Source organism: Pontibacter roseus DSM 17521 (assembly GCF_000373265.1).
In the GTDB taxonomy this organism is placed as follows: domain Bacteria; phylum Bacteroidota; class Bacteroidia; order Cytophagales; family Hymenobacteraceae; genus Pontibacter; species Pontibacter roseus.
Window position 1 is genome coordinate 417,760 of record NZ_KB890765.1, and the last position, 19,816, is coordinate 437,575.

Sequence of the window (19,816 nt, forward strand, 5' to 3'; positions counted from 1 at the left end):
GGAATGCTGGCAATGGTAACCGAAGCAAATAATCTGACATGTTAGCTTTTCACGACTTCTTTGCAAGCTTCTGCCAGTAGTTCATAAGAGTATTGTCTAGCGGATGGGTCGTAGATGCCGGTGGTCACCATAATCTCGTCCACCTGGGTCTCATTCAGAAAGCCCTGCAATTCTGCCCGGATGGTTCTTTGGCTGCCGATGAATGAATAACGTAGCATCTGCTGCACCGCGAACTTCTCAGACCTATCCCATATCCCCTCCATGTCATCGACTGGGGGTTGCATGGGTAATGCTTTTCCTCTAATCACGTTCAGAAAAGAGTTGTATACCGTCGTGGCCAAACGCTCAGCTTCTTCGTCTGTGTCAGCCGCCACCACGTTCACGCAAGCCATGGCGTAGGGTTCTTTCAAGGTATCAGATGGGCGGAAGTTTTCACGGTATACCTTCAAGGCGACTTGAAGGGCGGCCGGAGCGAAGTGACTGGCGAAAGCGTAAGGCAAGCCCAGTATGGCAGCCAGCTGCGCCCCATAGGTGCTGGAGCCCAGCAGCCACACAGGTATGTCGAGGCCCTCGCCAGGTATGGCGCGCACGCGGGCGGTGCTGTTGGAGGCGCTCAGGTACTGCCGCAGCTCGGCCACATGGTTCGGGAAATCCTCCACGGAGCCTTGTAGGTCGCGGCGGAGCGCCATGGCCGTGACTTGGTCGGTCCCCGGCGCCCGCCCTAATCCTAGGTCGATGCGGCCTGGGTAGAGCGACTCCAAGGTGCCAAACTGCTCGGCCACGATGAGGGGCGCGTGGTTGGGTAGCATAATACCGCCTGAGCCAACGCGGATAGTCGAAGTGCCGCCGGCGATGTAGCCAATCAGCACGGCTGTGGCCGAACTAGCGATACCAGGCATGTTGTGGTGCTCAGCCATCCAGAAGCGGGTGTAGCCGAGCCGCTCCACGTGACGGGCCAGTTCCAGACTGTTGGCAAAGGAGTCGGCTATCGGTTTGCCATCCCGTATCGGCACCAGGTCGAGTACGGACAGTTTTATATCACTAAGCTTTTTTCTGTTGCTTTCCATAGGTTGCATTACGTTTGAAATAGGTACGAACAGGTATAGGAGAGGGCGAGATTAGCACACGCCATCCACGCTGCAGCTGTTACCCTCGATGTCCAGTTTCTCGATGGCCGGAGCAACCTGCTGGAACACCTGCAGGAACGTTTCGGATGGCTGCGCGCCACTTACCAGGTACTTGTCGTTGATGATGAAGGCCGGAACGCCCGTGATGCCGGCCGTCTGCGCAAAGGCTTCCATTTCGCGCACTTCCTTTTTGCCTACTTCGCCTTCAAAAAAGCCCTCTAGCTTCTCAGCAGGTATACCATGCGCTATACCTACCTGCTTGAGCAGTTCTGTATCGTTCATGTTGTTGCCCTCGGTAAAGTAGCTTTTGAACAGGGCATTGGATACCGCCTCCTGCACCCCGTACTGCTCGGCCAGCCAAATAAGGCGGTGCCCGTTGAAGGTGTTGTTCACCGTCATGTCGTCGCTGAAATGGAAGTCAATCCCTTCGGCAGCGCCTGTTTCGGTCATGCGGCTGTCCATGGTTGGAATCTGCGCCAGCATCTGTTCGCCGTAATTGCCTTTGAAGTAATCCAGTCGGGTCATGCCTTCCTGCGGGATGTTGGGGTTCAGCTCGAAAGCCTTGAAATGGACATCCACCTCATACTTGTCCTCTACCTTTTGCAAGGCGTTCTGCAGGCGCTTCTCACCGATGTAGCACCAGGGGCAGTTGATGTCTGAAAAAATGTCAATCTTTATTTTCTGCTTGCTCATGTCATGGGTATTTAAAATGGAAGCCGTCAGGCACCTGTTTGTTGGATGCTTGACGGCTGTAGCCTTGTATATCTTACGGTTATGCCTCCAGAAAGAGTTTTTCTTTCTGCCTTCTCACCTTGGGCAGCTTCGCCAGCCAGTCGTTGTCGGCATCGCGGTAGCCGAGCGGCATCAGGGTCACGCTGCGCAGCCCTTTTTCCTTCAGGTTCAGCAGTTCGTCCAAAACGGCTGCATCGAATCCTTCCATCGGGGTGGCGTCTACGTGCTCAGCGGCGGCGGCTACCAGGGCGGTGCCAAAGGCGATGTAGGCCTGGCGGGCGGCCCAGTTGAAGTTCTGCTCCTGCGTGCGGCCGGCGGCCATCTGCAGCAGACTGTTCTTGAAGTCGGCCAGGGCCTCTGCCGGCATATTACGCACCGAAGCCGTGTGCTGGATGAACTCCTCTATGTGCTCTGGTGTGACATTGTCCCAGGCGGCAAACACCAGCAGGTGCGAGCTTTCCTCAATCTGCGCCTGGTTCATGGCAATTGGCCTGATTTGCTTCTTCAGTTCCTCGTCCTTAATCACCAGCACCGAGTAGGGCTGCAGGCCCATGGAGGAAGGGGCGAGGCGGATGGCCTCCAGGATGGTTTCTACTTTATCGGATGGCACACGCTGGCCATTCATTCGTTTGGACGCGTAGCGCCATTTCAGTGAGTCTAGGATATTCATGTCTATACAACAGTTAAACTTCTAGTAACGTTTCATAACTAGGTTACTTTTAGTAACTCAAAATTACTGCGTATATTTGAGTCTGGCAAGAAGGCACTCACCTAACACTTGGTATCATGGCAGTAACTAATGTTGAGAATCAGCAGCTTAGGGTTCAGGAAAAGATAGCGGAAATTATGTGCGGCAAGGGGGAATCGGAGGAATGCTGCCCAGTGAAAGACATTTTAGCCCGTTTTGGCGACAAGTGGTCCATCTACACCATCCTGATGCTGGGCAAGCAGGAGAAGCTGCGTTTCAACGAGCTCAAAGCGCAAATCACGGGCGTATCCCAACGCATGCTCACAGTAACGCTCCGCTCTTTGGAGGAGGATGGCCTCGTGAGCAGAGCCGTATACCCTGAGATTCCGCCGCGGGTGGAATATAGTCTCACCCCATTGGGGAAGAGCCTGCTGCTACAGCTTCTGGCATTGGCGGACTGGGCCAAATTGAACATCAACCAGATACTGGAGGCCCGGGAAAGGTATAGCAAAAAAACGCAGCCAATCAGTTAGCCTGCTTCTTTCTATCCGGAGTCCCGGCCTTGCAGCATGCGCAGGGTTTTCTCAGTTCCGCAGGGCCCGCAGGTATAGCTCCGCGCAGGCCAGTGCATCGGATAGGGCATCGTGGTGGTTTAGTTGGATTTTGTGTTCCCGGCAGAGGCTGGCCAAATCTTTCTTGTAGATTTTGAGGGTGCACTGCTGCTCATAAGTAGGCTGCTCCACACGGTAGTACTCCAAGGTATGGCGGAGGCAGCTGAAGTCGAAGGAGCCGTTGTGCGCCACCACCGTCTGATGCTGGATGTAGGGCTTCAACTCGCTCCACACGGCATCAAAGGTAGGGGCATGGCAGGTGTCCTGCGGCCGGATGCCATGTATTTCGGTATTGCGGTAGAAGTAAAAGTTGTCCGGCGGGCAGACCAGCTTGTTGATTTTCTGTGTTATCTGTCCATTCTCAATGCGGACCAGGCCTACCTGGCAGATGCTCCAGCGCTTGCCTTGCGCTGTTTCGAAATCAATGGCGGTAAAGGTATGAGGCATAAAGGGGAATGCTGAATGGTGTTTTGGCAAAGGTACGATTTTAGCCTTTTCAGCATTACCGGATTTTAATCTCTTCCCTTCTTTAAGATGAGCACACTGTTGGCCACGGCGCGTTCACCTTCGTGGTCGTAAGCTTTGTTATCGCTGGGAAAGTTCACGATGCCGTTGGTGCCTCTGCCGTCAATCCATAGGGTGGTGGAGCCGCCGCCGTCCAGGTTGAGCGCCTCGGTGCAGCCGAGGGTCAGCATGAGTTGGGCCAGCTCCGCGTTCGTCATACCCTGTGCCTCTGCCGAGCGACCATCCACGGTGACCAGCAGGAGGTGGTTGTCTGAGGTGATGCCGATGGCCGTGCGCGGGTGCCGGTTGGTGTTAAACGCTTGAGGCACCATAGCCTCAACCTGGCCACCGAAGACCAGCAAGGGTCCCGATGACAGCAGTTCAGGTATAGCGGTGGTTTCCCAGCCTGCCTTCGGTTTCCGGATGATGGAGACTTTGCCTGCTACATCCACCGCGATGGCCGCGTTCTCCCGGTAGGCAGGAAGCTGTGGGGTAGAGGTCGCGTTGATTTGCCCGCCAGTCCGGAAGAAGTTCACAGAGCCTCCGTTCTTCACATCGAAGTAAGAGCCGTTTATGGCGGCCACAGCGCCCTGCTCCCTAGCGAAGTCGCTGGTTTTAATTCGTGTGGAGTCAGAATAGGCGAACCTTACCTGTATACCTGCTTTGCGCAGGTTGATATCTAGCATGTTGATGCTCTGGCGAGACGCGAACAACCCGTTGCCGTGGTAGTATTTCCAGCGCATGCCCCGCCCCACCTTTTCCGTCTGCCAATGTTTCTTCCTGAGCGCCTGTTCTATATTGGTCTCCTGCGCTATACCTGGTGATTGGGCAAGCACAGGTGTTGGTTGGGCGGCCGTTAGCAGCAGGTTGAAGAGAAAGGGGAGCAGGAACAGCTTTTTCATGACCAGAGTACTGTGTGCGGAGGTATAGGGTGAAGCTAATATAGAAAGAAGGAGCGGGTTATGAAACAGTACAGTTGTTACACTTCGAATCCAAAAGAACTTTAAAAAGTGATGGCTGCTGCCTATACCTATTACGGCCATCGAAAGACTGCAGGAGCCAGCCGCGCCTGGGGATGGAGCAAGGTCGCTGCAGACAGCAAGTTATTTACCTGCTGGAACACCTTTTAACTAAAGAATCCTTCTGCTGGGGAGAAGGATTCTGGGTATAGGTATAGCTAGCGTTTAGCCGGCCAGTACTTCCTGCTCCATAGCAGGAGCGACAGGCGGCAATGAGCCGAAGGGCAAAGCCAACAAGGGCACCAACGGGTGTGCCGTAATCCTGCCGGTTACGCTTCTATCCAGCAGCTTTTCGATGAAGTTATGTTTCTGCGGGAGCAGCACCAGCAGGTCGGCTGCCTTTTCCTGGATGAACTGCTGGATACCGGCAGCCACATCTTCCGCGACATCGAATGAGACCTTGTACGGAACGCCTTCCAGTTTCTCCGTGATGGTTTTTAACGCAGGACGAGCGTCGAATTTCACTTGCTGGCTATTGTTGCGGTATAGGTGCAGTAAGTGAAGTTTTGCTTCGCTGACCAGGAGAAATTCGCGCAGCAGGTGCAGGTCAACGGCCGCAGGCAATTTGTTTAGGTTAACGGCAAAGACAACCGACTTGACCGGCGTAAAGCTTACTCCCTTCGGAATGGCCAGCACCGGGACCAGGCTGGCCTGCATTACCGAGAGGGTCGTGCTCCCCAGCACCGCCTGGCTGATGGAACCGCCTCCTTGCATCCCCATAATCACCAGGTCCACCTTGTACTTATCAAGTGCTTTGAGGATTAGCTTAAACGGAGTGCCCATTTTGGCAACAGACCGGATGCTAACCTGGTCATATCCTACGGTTAAGTTCGTTGTAGCCGATTTTTCAATCAACTCCTGCACAGTTGTAGTGGCGAATGCTGCCAGGTCTTTTGTGCGGCCTTCTTCCAGTGCCAGCACCACATCGGCCACGTCGTAGGCGGCAGGAGGAGACGTGATTGGAAAGAAGGCGTGGAACAGAATGATTTCCGCACCTGTCAAACGGGCTGTCTCAAGAGCGAATGAAAGCGCGTTTTGCGAATCGCGGGAGTAATCGATGGGGACCAATATAGTTTTCATGGCGCTGGTCTTTTGTTGAGAGGTGACTGTGAAGGCGTTGCTTCTTCTCTAATTTCAAAGTTACGACTTCATTTCCGGGAAAAGAATGCTAGTTGTCACCTTGAAAGATGAGGTTTGTCAGCTTTGAACATAAAAGGCCGCCTGGTAAGGCGGCCTTTTATTGTTGCTGAAGGTATAGGCTAAGCTTAGTCCAAACCACCTTTGCGGGTGGCAGGCCTTGCTTGTGGCCAGGTCATCTGCTCGCCAGTGCGTGGGTTCAGAGGTAGTACGCTACGCTCACGGGAAGTCGTTTGTGGGTCTTCGCTTGCTTTGTAGGCCAGTATGGCTGCCAGAATCACGTTGCTGCGCACATCGTCAAACACCACCTTGTCGTAGGTGTCGCGGTTGGTGTGCCAGGTATAGTTGCCGTAAGACCAGCTCAGGGAGCTTAGCATGAAGGCAGGCGCGTCCAGGGCCACAAATGAGGCGTGGTCGGAGCCGCCGCCGCCCGGCATACCCGGGAAGGAGGTCTGGATGTCCTTAGTGATTTCACGCGGCACGGCGCTCAGCCAGCGGCCCATGTAGTCGTAGGCGTGCAGGAAGCCCTGGCCGGAGATGTTGGCCACACGTCCGGTGCCGTTGTCCTGGTTGAACAGGGCCTGCGTTTTCTTCACGATTTCCGGATGGTCCTCCACAAAAGCGCGTGAGCCGTTCAGGCCTTGCTCTTCGCTGCCCCAGTGACCCACCAGGATGGTGCGTTTCGGGTTCGGGTATACCTGCTTGAGGATGCGCATCACCTCCATCATCATGATGGTGCCGGTGCCATTATCGGTGGCGCCCGTTCCAGCATCCCAGGAGTCGAAGTGAGCCGACAGAATCACGTACTCATCCGGCTTCTCGGTGCCTTTGATTTCGGCGATGGTGTTGAAGGTCGGAACCGGCTTCTTCGCATGCTTCGACTCGGCTACCACCTTAATGCGTGGCTTGCCACCGTTCTCGGCCAGGCGGTAGAGCATGCCATAGTCTTCCAAAGCGATGTCGATGGTAGGGATTTTCTTGGTGTTCGCACCGAAGATTTTGTTCACGCCAAAGCCTTGCGACCAGTTCGACATCACGATGCCGGCTGCGCCTGCCTTCTCCAGGGCGACAGGCAGCGTACGGGCGTTTTTGCCGGTGGCGCTGATGCGCTTGCGCCAGGCCTCGTTCTGGGCATCGCGCTCTTTCTGCATTTTCTCCAGCGACTCCGGCGTGGCAAACTCTTTCCAGTTATACTCCGGGCGGCCGCTTGGCTGGTTCATGGATATCATCACCATTTTGCCTTTGGCATTGGGCAACCACTTCTGGAAGGCAAGTGAATCGGCGAACTCTGGCAGGACGATGACCTCAGCGGTCACGCCTTTGGATGGGGTCGCCGGGCTCCAGGCCAGCTGAATGGCTTCCAGTGTCTTCAGGCGCGGGTGCACCATGTCCACGTGCGTCACGCCGCGTTCCCAGCCGCGCCACTCGCCCCACTTCTCGTTGCGGGCCTCAATGCCCCAGCCTTTGTACTTGTTCACGGCCCAGTTGTGCGCCTGCTCCATCTGCGGCGTGCCTACCAGACGGGGACCGATGCCGTCCATCAGTTCGTGGCCCAGCTTTTCGAGTTGGGAGTCTTCGGTGGCCATCTTGATGATGTTTTGGATGACCGGGTCTTGTTTTTGTTGGGTCTGCTGTTGCTGCGGTTGTTGCGCGAAGGCGGTTCCGCCCACGCTGCCCGACAGCATCAGCGCCAGCGCCAGCATGTGAATAGGGTTTTTCTTCATGGTTAAGTTAAGGTATAGGTAAGGTATGTTTTGCTGTTTCGGGTGTTTTGCGTCTTGAATGTAGCCACAAAATCTGAGCGGGCATAGCGCGAAGGCTGTTTATACCTGATGCACAGACTATGGAGGGACGGGATGGTTTAAAATGCGAATCAAATATTCTGGGCAGCGGGTGACACCACCTGGCTATTGAGTACGCTTTCGTCCACCTCGATTACCGCCCCGGAAGGCATGTCGTGCAGGTGCAGGTTGCCGATGCGCACGCGCACCAGGCGCAGCGTCGGGAAACCCACGGCGGCTGTCATCTTGCGCACCTGCCGGTTCTTGCCCTCGGTCAGCGTGATGGAGACCCAACTGGTAGGGCCATGGCGGTCATCGCGTATCCGGCGGCTGCGCTCCGGGAAGTCGGGGGCTGCCTCTAGGCGGAAGGCGGTGCAGGGGCGGGTGCCGTATTGCTCGCCATACAGGCCAATGGCCACACCCTGTTGCAGTTGTTCAATAGCCTCCTCGGTTATCAGCCCGTCCACTTGGGCATAGTATTCCTTTTCGATGTGCTTGCTGCGCACCTGCTCGCTCATCTTGCCGTCGGTGGTCAGGAGTAGCAGGCCTTCGCTGGCTTCATCCAGCCTTCCGATGGCCATGGTGCCGGCCGGGAAGTCGTGCAGGTCGCCGAGCAGCTTCTTCTTTTTCTTGTCAGTCACGAACTGGCTGATGTAGCCGTAGGGCTTGTGGAGCATGAAATGCCGGTGTTGCATAAGGGTGTCTGTCAATCAGGCTGTGCCTGTGTCACAACCAAGGTATAGGTATAGCTACAAAAATAGGGAATTAACCCTTCAAAGCGAATTGCAGCTGGCAGGCCGCATCCTGACGCAGAACTGAGACTACAAGAGAGCCACTCCATAACTTTTTAGGATAATCCCAAGGCAGGCTTGGCTGCGCGGGCAACATACGGTAAATCGGTCCGTTATCCCCCTGACACTGAACAGCCCGCCCGGTTGGTTCCGCGTATAGAGATGAAACACAATGTGAAGGGCGTGAGCGGAACAGGACAGGCAAACATCGTGTTTCAAAGGTATAGACAAGGTATAGCAGGCGCCACAAGGTGGCTTGCATTTGATAACCTCGCTAATTTTTACTTCATTACATAACAGACTTTTTCATTAACTTCATTACCAATGGCAATATTTTGGACATTCCTTATAGCGGCTTTGCTGGGGTATATCGTGGGGCACTACATCATCCCGAACCGAAAACTGCGCAAGGCGCTGCAGGAGGTGAAGGAGAAGTGCACTATAGCGCTGGAGGAAGGAAACAAAGGCGTATACAAAACAGTCGTGACCGACAACAACAAGACCTCTGAACTGGTGGTGGAGGTGCGGGAACTGGCCGTCACCACGACCGGTCAGGTAAAGGTGGAGTACCTAAGCGCCTACTACAAAAACCCGGAGTTCCGGACCAAGAAAGGGGAGGCGCTGCTCAAGGAGGTGCACGGCCTGCTGGGCGAGTACCTGCCTCTGAGCGAGATTGAGTGGTACGAGACTACCGAGCGGCATGAGAACATCAAGAAATACCTCACATCCTTAGACGTTATACACCACAACCTACACAGGTAAATAAAACACGATGGAAAAAAACACCAACATCACGATTGCCGAGAACCAGGAGCTGATTAAGCAGAAAGCGCTGGCCATTTCCAAAACCATAGACCCTGCCAACCCGGATAGCCTCAGCAACTTCGGAGTGGAGACGCAGCGCAAGCTGGGCCACTACTCCAACGAGCTGCTCACGAAGGTGAAGGCCAAGGACTCAGGCGAGGCCGGCGAGGCCATCAACGAGCTGCTCAACCAGATTAACATGATTAAGATTGACGAGTCGGAGAAACCGGGCTTCTTTTCACGGCTGCCCTTCGTGAAGAAGTTCGCAGACAAGTCGAAGCAACTGGCCACGCAGTACAACACCGTGTCGGCCAACGTCGATGACGTGGTGGTGAAGCTGGAGCGCACGCGCCAGAGCGTGATGAAAGACTCGACCAGCCTGGAGGTGATGTTCAACCAGGCCGTGGAGTACATCCACGAAATCCGCTCGGTGATTGCTGCGGGCCGCCTCAAGATAGAGGAGATTGAGAACAACATCATTCCCAAGTTGCAAGAGGAAGTGGAGACCAGCGGGCAGGATGAACTGGCCGTGCAGCGCCTGAGTGACATGATTGCCTTCAAGGAGCGCCTCGAGAAGAAGGTGCACGACTTCACGCTGTCGCATACCATCGCCACGCAGTCCATGCCGCAGATACGCATGATTCAGACCACAAACGATGTGCTGGCGCAGAAAATCCAGAACTCCATCGTGACGGTGATTCCGGTATGGCGCCAGCAGGTGGCCATCGCGCTGGGACTGGAGAAACAACGCAAAGCCCTGGAGATACAGAAAAAGGTGACCGACACCACCAACGAGATGCTGCGCAAGAACTCGGAGCTGCTCAAGAAGAACGTGGTGATAGCGGCCCAGGAAAACGAGCGCGGCATCGTGGACGTGGAGACGCTCAAGAAAGTGAACAAGGATATGGTGGAAACGCTGGACCAGGTCATCAAAATATCGGAAGAGGGCAGTAAAAAGCGGGCCGAAGCCGTAAAGGAACTGGCGCAGGTGCAGGAGGAGCTCAATAGCAAAATCATCGGCACCTTCGGCAAATCAAAGCAGATTGAAATAGAATAATGGCAGAGAACGATAACAAGGAAGTGACCAAACAGCCTGGCATTCTGTCGCAGGAACAGGACGCTGTGCTGGACTTGTACATCCAGCACCTGGACGGCATTTTCGAGGAGATGAAGATGTCGGAGAAGCTGCAGGTGGAGATAGAGACGCAGCACCTGAAACGTATCCTGACAAAATGAGAAGATTCTTCCGCTCTCTTTTCGGTATGGAACAGGAGGGCACCCGCACCGTGCTGGTGAATCCCGGCGGTGCCGATGTGCAGGCGGTGCACTACATTCGCGCTTCCAACGCCCGGCTGAACGCACTGCATACCTTGTACGACCGTTACAAGGGGACACCGCATGCCGATAAGATTCTGTCTGTGTTCGAGAAGTCGAAGCAAATACACAACTACCTGGTTTCGAAGAAGCGGGCGCATGAACTGGAGCTGTTCCATGTGCGGAACACGGAGCATTTCCTGAACACCTTTACCACCATCATCAACGTGCACCAGCGGCATGTGGCCGATACCTTCGTGCCGGAGAAGGAGCAGAAGCGAGCTTCCCCAGTCGCGAAGCCTCTTGGGACTCCACCGCCACAGGTGCGTCCTCCACAGCCCCAAGTTCGGCCGCCACAACCTCAGGTGCGGCCACGGATGGAGCAGCCTGTCAACAACGACGGGCATTTCGAGTCAAAGGTGGAGAACGTGCTGAAGCGTATAGAAGCCGAAACAATCAAGGGCATCTATACCGCGCAGAAGGTGACGGAAATGGTGAAGCGGGTGGCCAACCAGGCACCCATCTACCAGCCGGACATGCTGCAGGCAAACACACCCGTGCTGACGGTTCCGGCCGTCGCGTTGGATACCTATTCGCGGGTGTACTATTCGGTGGAGACGGAGGGCGGAGGGACTCTGTCGCGTGAGATTTCCTATACCTCACCCGATACAGAAAAGTCCACATTCCTGCACCACATCTCTTCCCGCACAGGTATAGACCTGACGGAGTTGTCCTACATCGGCAACGCCATGCTGGCTATACCTGACAACAAGCCACCCAGCCCACCCAGGCACGTGCCCATCATACATTGGCGGGGTTACCCATACGCCCTCAGCCTGATGGATTACCGCATGTTCCCGGTGCGCATGCATAGAAAAAGCTTCTGATTGCTCAGAAGCTTTTTTGTTTTTTGGAAGATACTCTCAGCCTACCATGTGAGTGGCTGTTGCACTATTTCCACTTATCATCCAATGGTTTTCTGTATTGTCATTCCGACGAAAGGAGGAATCTCACGCCCTTCCGGCCGCACATCCAGCGCCAGCGCAGATGCAGGCTTTTGTGAGATTGATTTGTTGCCTAATCTCATAGCTCACCGCCGGTTCCCGCTGCGCTCGAATCGGCGGTGGCTGTGGTAACAGATTCCTCCTTTCGTCGGAATGACAAAGAAAGAATGACAGCAGCAGCTACCTACGAACTACAAGACAGCATGGAGCAGCCTGCCTTTTGAGTAGCCCAGCCTGGCCTGGTCTGGAAGAACTCATCGTACTTATCGGAGTATGGTTCCTTTATCGCTTCCTGCAGCTTTAGGAACAAAGTATTTTCGCCTTTCTCGAGCTCCTCAATAGCCTGGTGCAGCAGGTAGTTGCGCAGCACAAACCGCGGACTGGTTTTACACATACGCCTCTGCGAATCCTGCCGCCGGATGGTGTTGGTGTTCAGACGCGTCAGGTAATCTGTGGCAAAGGTATAGAGGGATTCTCTTTGGTCTGCAGTTAATTCCTCATACAGCGCTTCCCTGAAGTGCGCCTCTGCCTGCTCAGCGCTCTCCACCGACAGCGGCAGGTCGATGAGGAGCTGGAAAAAGATGGTCATATCAGGTTGAACGATATTGAGCATCTCTTCCAGCTTCTTGATGAGCGCTATGTCCTCCACCCGCAGTTCGTCCAGTCCCAGTTTGTTGCCCATCATGGTATAGTATTTCGTCCAGTAGATTTCCTGGTAACTCTCCAGGGTAGCCAGCAATTGGTCTTTTTCTACTAGAGGCAGGAGAGCGCCCGCCAAACAGCCCAGGTTCCAGTAGCCGATGGACGGCTGCTTGCCGAAGGCATACCTGCGGCCAGGCAAATCGGTTGTGTTGGGCGTAAAGTTCGGGTCGTAGTTGTCCACGAAGGAGTAGGGACCGTAGTCGATGGTAAGACCGAGAATGGACATGTTGTCGGTGTTCATCACGCCGTGCACAAAACCCACGCGCTGCCACTCCACCATCAGGCTGGCGGTGCGCTCCACCACTTCTTTGAACCAAGTAACCACTTTGTCCTCGCCGGTGATGTGTGGGTAATAGCGGCTGATGGTCCAGTCCACCAGCTGGCGCAGGCTGTCTACCTCTTTACGGGCGTTCAGCATCTCAAAATTGCCGAAACGCAGAAAGCTGGGCGCCACGCGCATCACAATAGCTCCCAGCTCATAGGCGGCGTTGCCGTTGTAGAACATGTCGCGGAGCACAGGCTCACCGGTGCTGACCAGGCTCAGGGCACGGGTGGTAGGTATGCCCAGGTAATGCATGGCCTCGCTCATGAGGTACTCGCGCACCGAAGAGCGCAGCACCGCACGGCCATCAGCGCGTCGGGAGTAGGCGGTTGGGCCTGCGCCTTTGAGTTGCAGTTCCCAGCTTTTGCCGTCCGGCGCTTCCCACTCGCCCAAGGTAATGGCGCGGCCATCGCCCAACTGCCCGGCCCAGTGCCCGAACTGGTGCCCGGCGTAGCAGGATGCGTAAGGGTACATGGTGTCCGTGACAAGGTTGCCGCCGAGTATGTCGATTTCCTGCTGGTCTGTTGGTTTCAGTATACCTAGTGCTTCGGCCAGCTCCTCTGACCAGGCCAAGAGCGTAGGTTTTTCGACGGGCGTAGGTATGGCTTTGCTGTACAGCATGCCCGGCGTCTGGCGGGGTTGCAGGCTGCCACTGTCATCACCCGGAAAGGTGCTGACGAATTCTTTTTTATATCTTTTTGAGCTTAGGCTCTCCATAGGTTTCCTTTTTCTGTGTATGTCTCTCAGCCAAAGCGCGGTACTATTTGTACTGCTTTGACGGCATCCTCTTTTAACAAGAATTAGACAAGATTAGTTAATTTTAACCGTAGATTTTCCGGGGAGATGCGTAAGCAGGCTTTTATACTTGCTAGGCCTCTCCCGAGACCAGCTTCTGATTCTGAAACCAGTACGCTCTATGCCCATTATCATTGTTAACCAAAGCCGTTACATCCGCCACTGGGTCGATACCCTGAAAGCGAAGCGACCCGACCTGGACGTGCGTGTATACCCGGATGCCGGGGCACCCGAGGAAATCGAGTTTGCTTTGGCCTGGAACCATCCATTGGGTGCCTTCCAGGAGTTCCCTAACCTGAAGTGCATCGCCTCCACCGGGGCAGGGGTAGACCATATACTCCGCGACCCGGACCTGCCTGCGCAGGTGCAGATTACGCGCATCGTGGATGAGAACCTGACCCACGACATGGCTACTTTCGTGACGGCACTGGTGCTGAACCATGTACGGGATTTGGATGGGTACAAAGAAGCGCAACGAGAGCGAACCTGGGCGCAGAAGCGGTACCTGCGCACCCAGGACCTCGGTATCGGGGTGATGGGGCTGGGGGTGCTGGGCAGCTATACGGCGCTTCAGTTGCGCAAACTCGGGTTCCGGGTGCAGGGCTGGGCCAAGTCCCCGAAGGTGCTGGAGGACATCGGCACGTACGCCGGTCCAGAGGAACTGGATGCCTTCCTGGCCTCCTCCAGGATACTCGTTTGCCTGCTCCCGCTGACGCCGGAGACCGCGAACATCCTGAATAAGGAAACTTTTCAAAAACTGCCAAAAGACGCTTTCATAATCAATGTGGCCCGTGGGGAGCACCTGGTGGAGCAAGACTTGATTGAGATGCTGGATGACGGGCACCTGTCGGGCGCCAGCCTGGATGTGTTCCGGGAAGAGCCGCTGCCGGAGAACCACCCGTTCTGGTCACATCCGCGCATCAACGTGACCCCACACATCGCCAGCGTCACCAATCCCGAATCGGCCGTCGAGCAGATTCTGGAGAACTACGACCGCCTCCAGAAAAAGGAGCCGCTTCTTAACGTTGTTTCACGAACCAAAGGATACTAATCATATGAACCCATTCCATTACGCTTTCAAGATAAAGGACATCCAATCCACCCGCCGTTTTTACGTGGACATACTGGGCTGCCAGGAGGGGAGGAGCACCGAGAACTGGATTGACTTCGACTTCTTCGGGCATCAGCTGTCGGCGCACGTGAGCTCCAACATACCAGAGCCGGACTACTGCGGCAAGGTGGCAGGCATCAGCGTGCCGGTGCCGCATTTCGGTTGCCTGCTGACCTATGAACAGTTTGACCAGGTGCGGGACCGACTCGTGCAACACCAGGTGCCTTTCGTGGTGGAGCCCTATACCCGGTATGAGGGAGAAGTGGGGGAGCAGCGCACCATGTTCATACTCGACCACAGCCAGAACCCACTCGAGTTCAAAGCCTTCAAGAATCCGGAGGAGGTGTTCGCTTCCTAGCAGAAACTTGGCGGTATGGCTAATAATTGAACTCAAAAATCAGTGACGTTAGGTAGTGGTAACATTTTGTTAAAGGCGTTTTACATAGCGTATAATATCCTATTCCAATGCTTTGGCTTCATAGCTTTAGCCTTTGCAGCAACCTATCTAAATGATTTTATTATTCCAGATAGTTTCAAATGGGAAGATGGTAGGTTGAGAGACGACCTGTCACTTTACTCAGCAATTGGGATGGGATTTATCGCAGCAGAAATCGCCCTGCTTTTGCTGGTAATGTATGGCGTTAATAAGGCATACCTAAAGAAAGTAATGAAGTCTGATAAACCAACTCATGTTGCTAATTGGACATTAGGGATAAATCTTCTAGTGACTTTACTAGCTGTATTCCTTATTATATTCCTTAGTTATAGGGATTGAGAATGGATACTAAACAACCAGGAAGTTAAAACACAGGCGCCGCTTAGCAGAAACTAAGCGGCGCCTGTGTTTGAGACCAGCACGGTGCTACAGTACCGTCAGTTTCTTGGTGATTGTGCCCCTGTCGGTTTGGATGCGGAGGGTATAGAGGCCAGATTTCGCTGAAGGTATGGCTATGTCCATCAGCTCAGGGCGCGGGCTCTGCACGTTGGTGGTGTGCACTAGCCTTCCTAGGGCATCGTATACCTCCACGGCCTGCACGTCAAAATCCGCGTGCCTCAGGTTGACGGTGAAGCGGCCGGAAGTAGGGTTCGGGTATACCTGGATGGCCTCGGCCGGTGCCAGCTCCTCCACCACGAAATCGGCGGTACTGTGGGCCACGCCACCGTATCCGGTGATGCTGATTTTGCCGGTTGCGGCCCCGCGCGGCACCTGAACCCTATACCTGTTGCCCGACGACGCCAGCACCAGCGCCGGCTCCCCGTTGAACGCGATGCGGTCCTGCTGCCCCATGATGCCAAAGTGAAGCCCGTCGATTTCGACTTCCGTGCCTACCGTTCCTCTGGCTGGCTTCATAGCTGCAAATTGCGGTCCCGGAATCAGTTCAAAGGGAGTCGGGCTGGTGGCTTTTCCGCCTGGTGTCTCCACCAGCACAGCGCCTGATTGGGCGCCCGCCGGCACCTGCACCGACAGCCACTCGTCAGTAGCCTCCACCACCTGGGCAGGCACCTGACCGAAGTACACCTTGTTGCGCTCCTTTGTCGAAGCGAAATTCTCTCCCTCTATGCGTATAGTAGCCCCTACAATGTCGGTTGACTTGCTGAGGCTGTGAATGCTGGGCTGGTGCCATACCACGTAGGAGGTAGCACTTGTAGCCTCGCCGCCTTTGGTCACAAGCTCGAACTTTCCGGTCTTCGCCTGGGCCGGCACCTTGACCGTCAACGTTTGGGCGGTGTTGCTGACAATCTCCAAGTCAAGTCCATTTAGCGTGAGGCGCTGAATCTGTTCTGGATGAAGTTGTGCGCCCTGGAGCGTGACGGCAGAGCCCGCTATACCTTCGGCCGGACTGAAGCTGCTGAGCACCGGCGGCTGGTATACCTCGAAATTTTTGGTAGTGCTGATGGCACCATCCGGCGTCACCACCTTCAAGGCACCCGTTGCAGCGCCTATTGGAACCCGTACTTTAAGCTCCGTGGCAGAGGCGCTCAGCACTGTGGCCGGTACGCCGTTCAGGTATACCTGGTTGTCGGTTGCCTTTGCCGAGAACTTCTCTCCGGTGATGGTCACTTCTGCATTATACTTACCGGCTGCCGGCGCGAAGGCCGTGATGCCGGGTGTGGCCAGCACTTCCTTTTTGTCCACTCGTACCTTCTCGCTGATTACCGGCGGCATGTCGTAGATGCGGTTCTGTGTCACGTTGGTGCGCACGGGCGAGTTGAAGTCGAAGAAGATATCGGCGAAGTTCTCCACCAAGGTCTTCTCCGGCAAATCGGCTTTGGGTTTGATGCTGAACTGGATGTAGCCGTGACTGCCCGGCTCATTGGCCGTGGAGTCAGGGAGCAGGATGTTGTCGAAGGTCCAGGTGAGTACCGGCCGGCCTTTGCCGCTGACCTCGTAGCGGTAGGTATGGGAGGCGGCACCCAGCTGTAAGGTACTAAGGTCCAGGTGCTCGGAGAGGGTGTCGACCACCACCACGCGGTAGGCCACATCGGTGCCCGTGTTCTGGAAGCGTATCTTGTACTTGAGCGCCGTGTTGGTGGGGGTATAGCGTTCCTTCGTGCGTCCCGCAGGGGTCACTAGTTTGTCATTGGGGTCGAAGGAGTCGGTAATCATCACGCATTCTTCCGCTACCTCGGCCTCCTCGTCGTCGGAGGGCAGCAGGTTCACCATGCCGGTACTGGCTGTCGTGTCGGCGCCCGAGCAGCCTTCAATGGTCACGCTTACCTGTTTGTTGTCGCCGTTGCCATCGGGCTGGTCCGCTTCCAGGCGCCAGGTATAGCCCATGGACGGCACCCAGAATACCATGCTGTCGCCGGCGGCCAGCCGGAACTGCTCAATGGAGGCCAGCTCGCCGTTGGCATACTTGCGGTACAACTCAGAGGTCTCCATTCCGGCGGTGCCGGTGTTGCGGATGACGAAGCGAATCATGCCCGTCTCGGGGTTGCAGCGGGCGGTGAGGGAGATGGTAGGCGTGGGCTTGGACGGCGCGTTGTTGGAAGGCGTTATCCAGGCGCGGGTGCAGACGGTGCGGCCGCGCACGCTCTCATCGCCGCAGGTCACGATGTCTTGTATGGTGATGGTGCCAGTTTGGTTCGCGCCTAAGGTACCCACCGCGAATTCATAGGTGCCGTCAGGCAGGCGGGTGTAGGGTTTGTCAGCGGAAAGCAGCGCTACTTCTTTGGGCAACTGCAGGTATACCTTGGCGTCAGGAGCAGCAGCGAAGCCAGTATTAGCGTAACGTACTTTGGTCACACTCTCGAAGCAGCGGCGCCGGCGGTCGGAGGAGACGCTGACGGAGAGGTGAGGGGAGAGGGTGACCTGGTTCGCAAAGTTGATATTGTTGACCTGTGACCTCTCTGAACTGATGATGGCCTGAAGCGGCTGGTCATCCGGTGGACAGGTTTGCCTGATGGCGAGGCCTTTCTGATTCGGCAGGATTTGCCTTAAACTGTATGTGCCAGGCTCTACGGCTATACTGTAAAAGCCGTTTTCATTTGTAATACCGTAGTAAGGTCCTGGCGTGGCCTCTACCACAATACCTGCTATACCTGCCTCTTCTGGTGACTGTTTGCAGTCCGAAATACTATCCTGAAATACGGTTCCCTCAATGTAATTTGTCGGGGTGTTGCCTTGTGCCAGGTAGATGGAGAATGGATTGCTGCCGTCCCCAAACAGGTAAAGTAGTCGGGTGCCTTTGCTGTTGATAGCCACCTTGCTTCCATATCTGCTAATTGAGTCCTGGATTTCGCCATGGATGTTGTATTGAAGCAGCGCCTGGCTATAGGAGGAGGTGAGGTAGGTGTTCCCGGCATCATCTACGTCAATACCGGCTCCTACGTCCCAAATATCATCTTCCGGTGAAAAAGGACCGAATTGTAAAAGGGCTTTCCCTGCAGGGTCAAATCTCTGCACCCGTTTTCCATTGATGTCTGCTACATACACAAAGCCATAAGCATCCACGGCGATGGAAAGAGGAGCATGTAATTCTCCCATATTGCGGCCCCAGGTACCAATTTTGTTGACGAAAGTGCCTGATGCATTAAGCTTTCTGACACAACCTCCATAGTAGTCGGTGATGTACATGTTGCCTGCATAGTCAATGTCCAGGTCCGTGAAGTTCAAATACCCTATATCCTCACCAAAATCTGTGAACCTCTCCAGGAACTGCCCGGATGCGCTGAATTTCTGAACGTGGGCGTTGTAGTTGCCCCAGCTGTCGAGCACATAGATGTTGCCATGCAAATCCAGTGAGATGGCAACAGGTGCCGCAAATTGGCCATGGTCATAACCCCATGACCCGAACCGCATAATTTCCTGGCCCTCGGCATTGAACTTTACGACCTGATAATGATGCATGTCCACAATGAAGGCATTACCTGACTCATCAAGGGCTACATCTTTGGCAGCGTAGGTGTCGCCGTGGGTGTTGAGTAGCTCCCCCTCCTTGCTGAATTCGTAGACGAGGCTTGCGCTATTGTGTCGCCTGTCTGTTGCCAGAATGTTGCCAGCCTTGTTCAGGGCCATGTAAGTAGCCGTACCAGTGAATGCTCCCCGGCCACTCTCCTTGCCCAGGTGCCGCAGGTACTGTCCTTGAGGGTTGAAAACGTGTATCCGATTCCTCTCCGTATCCGACACATAGATGTTGCCTTCTGCGTCCAGTATGATATCTGATGGAGCCCCGAAGCCCTGAGGGGTCTGGGCATTTGTACCGATTAGGGTAATCAGCCTGCCATCCGACCTGAACTTGCATACCTTTTTTGCTTGGGTGTCAATGGTATAGATGTTGCCATCCGCATCCAGCGCGATTCCAATCAAGAATTCACTGAGTCCGGAACCGGAACTGCTGTTGTTTATAGTCAACAGGAGCCGCCCGGTTGGGTCAAATTTCTGGATACGGTTGTTATAGCTGTCGGTCACGTAGATGTTGCCTGCTTTGTCTACCGCGATTCCGTTCGGGTGGCGGAACTCTCCAGGGTGTGTGCCATATCTGCCAAACTTGAGTACGGATTTGCCTTGCTTGTCAAATTTCTCTACAAAGGCACCGCTGTAGTTGAGCACGTAGTAGTTTTGGTCGCTATCGAATGTAAGCTTGAAGGTTCCGTACGATGTGTTATCAGTTCCTTCTAACTTGAAATGGTGATCCCTTATGCCATTCTTGTATTTGATAATATTAAAATCGGTCAGATATATGTTATCTTCTGCATCTACTGCTATGCCAAAGGGCATCCCTGTCTGTATCCCAATGACTTTGCTGAGCTCTAGCTTGCTATTTTGTGCGGCGAGAAAGGAGGGGAGGAAGAAGCTGATGAAAATGAATAGTAAAGTTGTCCTCATAGGCTGAAAAGGAATGTATAATCAACAAGTAAATATAAGAACTAA

Annotated in this window: 17 protein-coding genes; 7 read left to right on the forward strand and 10 right to left on the reverse strand. The window is 54.7% G+C overall.

The window, feature by feature from the left end:
• Positions 1-41: 41 nt before the first annotated feature.
• The 3 genes from B051_RS0113300 to B051_RS0113310 form a co-directional block, all read right to left on the reverse strand.
• Positions 42-1,067 (reverse strand): LLM class flavin-dependent oxidoreductase, encoded by a 1,026-nt coding sequence (locus tag B051_RS0113300; protein ID WP_018478700.1) that lies wholly within the window; start codon positions 1,065-1,067, stop codon positions 42-44.
• 51 nt (positions 1,068-1,118) lie between these two features.
• Positions 1,119-1,820, reverse strand: coding sequence for a DsbA family oxidoreductase (locus tag B051_RS0113305; protein ID WP_018478701.1), 702 nt, complete (start codon positions 1,818-1,820; stop codon positions 1,119-1,121).
• Positions 1,821-1,899: 79 nt separating this feature from the next.
• Complete coding sequence (locus tag B051_RS0113310) at positions 1,900-2,529, reverse strand: nitroreductase family protein (RefSeq protein ID WP_018478702.1); 630 nt, start codon at positions 2,527-2,529, stop codon at positions 1,900-1,902.
• A 116-nt stretch (positions 2,530-2,645) separates the two neighbouring features.
• Between B051_RS0113310 and B051_RS0113315 the strand changes: the two genes are divergently transcribed.
• Positions 2,646-3,080 carry a winged helix-turn-helix transcriptional regulator gene (locus tag B051_RS0113315; RefSeq protein WP_026236389.1) on the forward strand — a complete coding sequence of 145 codons (435 nt, stop codon included), beginning with the start codon at positions 2,646-2,648 and terminating at the stop codon, positions 3,078-3,080.
• Between the two features lie 51 nt (positions 3,081-3,131).
• On the opposite strand, the gene B051_RS0113320 is transcribed toward B051_RS0113315, so the two are convergent.
• From B051_RS0113320 to B051_RS0113340, 5 genes are all read right to left on the reverse strand, one after another.
• Positions 3,132-3,605 carry a 3'-5' exonuclease gene (locus B051_RS0113320; RefSeq protein WP_018478704.1) on the reverse strand — a complete coding sequence of 158 codons (474 nt, stop codon included), beginning with the start codon at positions 3,603-3,605 and terminating at the stop codon, positions 3,132-3,134.
• Between the two features lie 65 nt (positions 3,606-3,670).
• Positions 3,671-4,564 carry a phosphodiester glycosidase family protein gene (locus B051_RS21305; protein WP_018478705.1) on the reverse strand — a complete coding sequence of 298 codons (894 nt, stop codon included), beginning with the start codon at positions 4,562-4,564 and terminating at the stop codon, positions 3,671-3,673.
• A gap of 282 nt (positions 4,565-4,846) precedes the next feature.
• On the reverse strand, positions 4,847-5,761 hold the full coding sequence (locus B051_RS0113330) for a universal stress protein (RefSeq protein WP_018478706.1): 915 nt from the start codon (positions 5,759-5,761) through the stop codon (positions 4,847-4,849).
• Between the two features lie 185 nt (positions 5,762-5,946).
• Entirely contained in the window at positions 5,947-7,542 is a 1,596-nt protein-coding gene (locus tag B051_RS0113335; RefSeq protein ID WP_018478707.1) for a M20/M25/M40 family metallo-hydrolase, read from the reverse strand.
• Between the two features lie 149 nt (positions 7,543-7,691).
• The gene (locus B051_RS0113340) at positions 7,692-8,294 is read right to left on the reverse strand and encodes a pseudouridine synthase (RefSeq protein ID WP_033316910.1); all 603 of its coding nucleotides are present in this window, start codon (positions 8,292-8,294) and stop codon (positions 7,692-7,694) included.
• Between the two features lie 420 nt (positions 8,295-8,714).
• Between B051_RS0113340 and B051_RS0113350 the strand changes: the two genes are divergently transcribed.
• From B051_RS0113350 to B051_RS0113365, 4 genes are read left to right on the forward strand one after another with little or no spacing between them, the layout of a single operon-like run.
• Positions 8,715-9,152 carry a hypothetical protein gene (locus B051_RS0113350; protein WP_033316872.1) on the forward strand — a complete coding sequence of 146 codons (438 nt, stop codon included), beginning with the start codon at positions 8,715-8,717 and terminating at the stop codon, positions 9,150-9,152.
• Between the two features lie 10 nt (positions 9,153-9,162).
• Complete coding sequence (locus B051_RS21310; RefSeq protein WP_018478711.1) at positions 9,163-10,251, forward strand: toxic anion resistance protein; 1,089 nt, start codon at positions 9,163-9,165, stop codon at positions 10,249-10,251.
• A complete protein-coding gene (locus tag B051_RS0113360; RefSeq protein WP_018478712.1) occupies positions 10,251-10,430 on the forward strand; it encodes a hypothetical protein in 180 nt (59 codons plus the stop codon). Before B051_RS21310 ends, B051_RS0113360 begins: the two co-directional genes overlap by 1 nt.
• On the forward strand, positions 10,427-11,395 hold the full coding sequence (locus B051_RS0113365; protein WP_018478713.1) for a hypothetical protein: 969 nt from the start codon (positions 10,427-10,429) through the stop codon (positions 11,393-11,395). The genes B051_RS0113360 and B051_RS0113365 overlap by 4 nt, the downstream gene beginning before the upstream one ends.
• Before the next feature lie 301 nt (positions 11,396-11,696).
• Here the strand turns inward: B051_RS0113365 and B051_RS0113370 are convergent, their stop codons facing one another.
• Positions 11,697-13,253: a protein adenylyltransferase SelO gene (locus B051_RS0113370; RefSeq protein ID WP_018478714.1), complete on the reverse strand. Its 1,557-nt coding sequence runs from the start codon at positions 13,251-13,253 to the stop codon at positions 11,697-11,699.
• A gap of 199 nt (positions 13,254-13,452) precedes the next feature.
• Here B051_RS0113370 and B051_RS0113375 point away from each other — a divergent pair, with 199 nt between their 5' ends.
• Both B051_RS0113375 and B051_RS0113380 read left to right on the forward strand, forming a co-directional pair.
• Positions 13,453-14,382, forward strand: a complete 930-nt coding sequence (locus tag B051_RS0113375; protein WP_018478715.1) for a 2-hydroxyacid dehydrogenase — start codon at positions 13,453-13,455, stop codon at positions 14,380-14,382.
• Positions 14,383-14,386: 4 nt separating this feature from the next.
• Complete coding sequence (locus tag B051_RS0113380) at positions 14,387-14,800, forward strand: VOC family protein (protein ID WP_018478716.1); 414 nt, start codon at positions 14,387-14,389, stop codon at positions 14,798-14,800.
• 504 nt (positions 14,801-15,304) lie between these two features.
• Here B051_RS0113380 and B051_RS0113390 read toward each other — a convergent pair.
• A complete protein-coding gene (locus tag B051_RS0113390) occupies positions 15,305-19,771 on the reverse strand; it encodes a DUF7619 domain-containing protein (protein ID WP_018478718.1) in 4,467 nt (1,488 codons plus the stop codon).
• Positions 19,772-19,816: the final 45 nt, after the last annotated feature.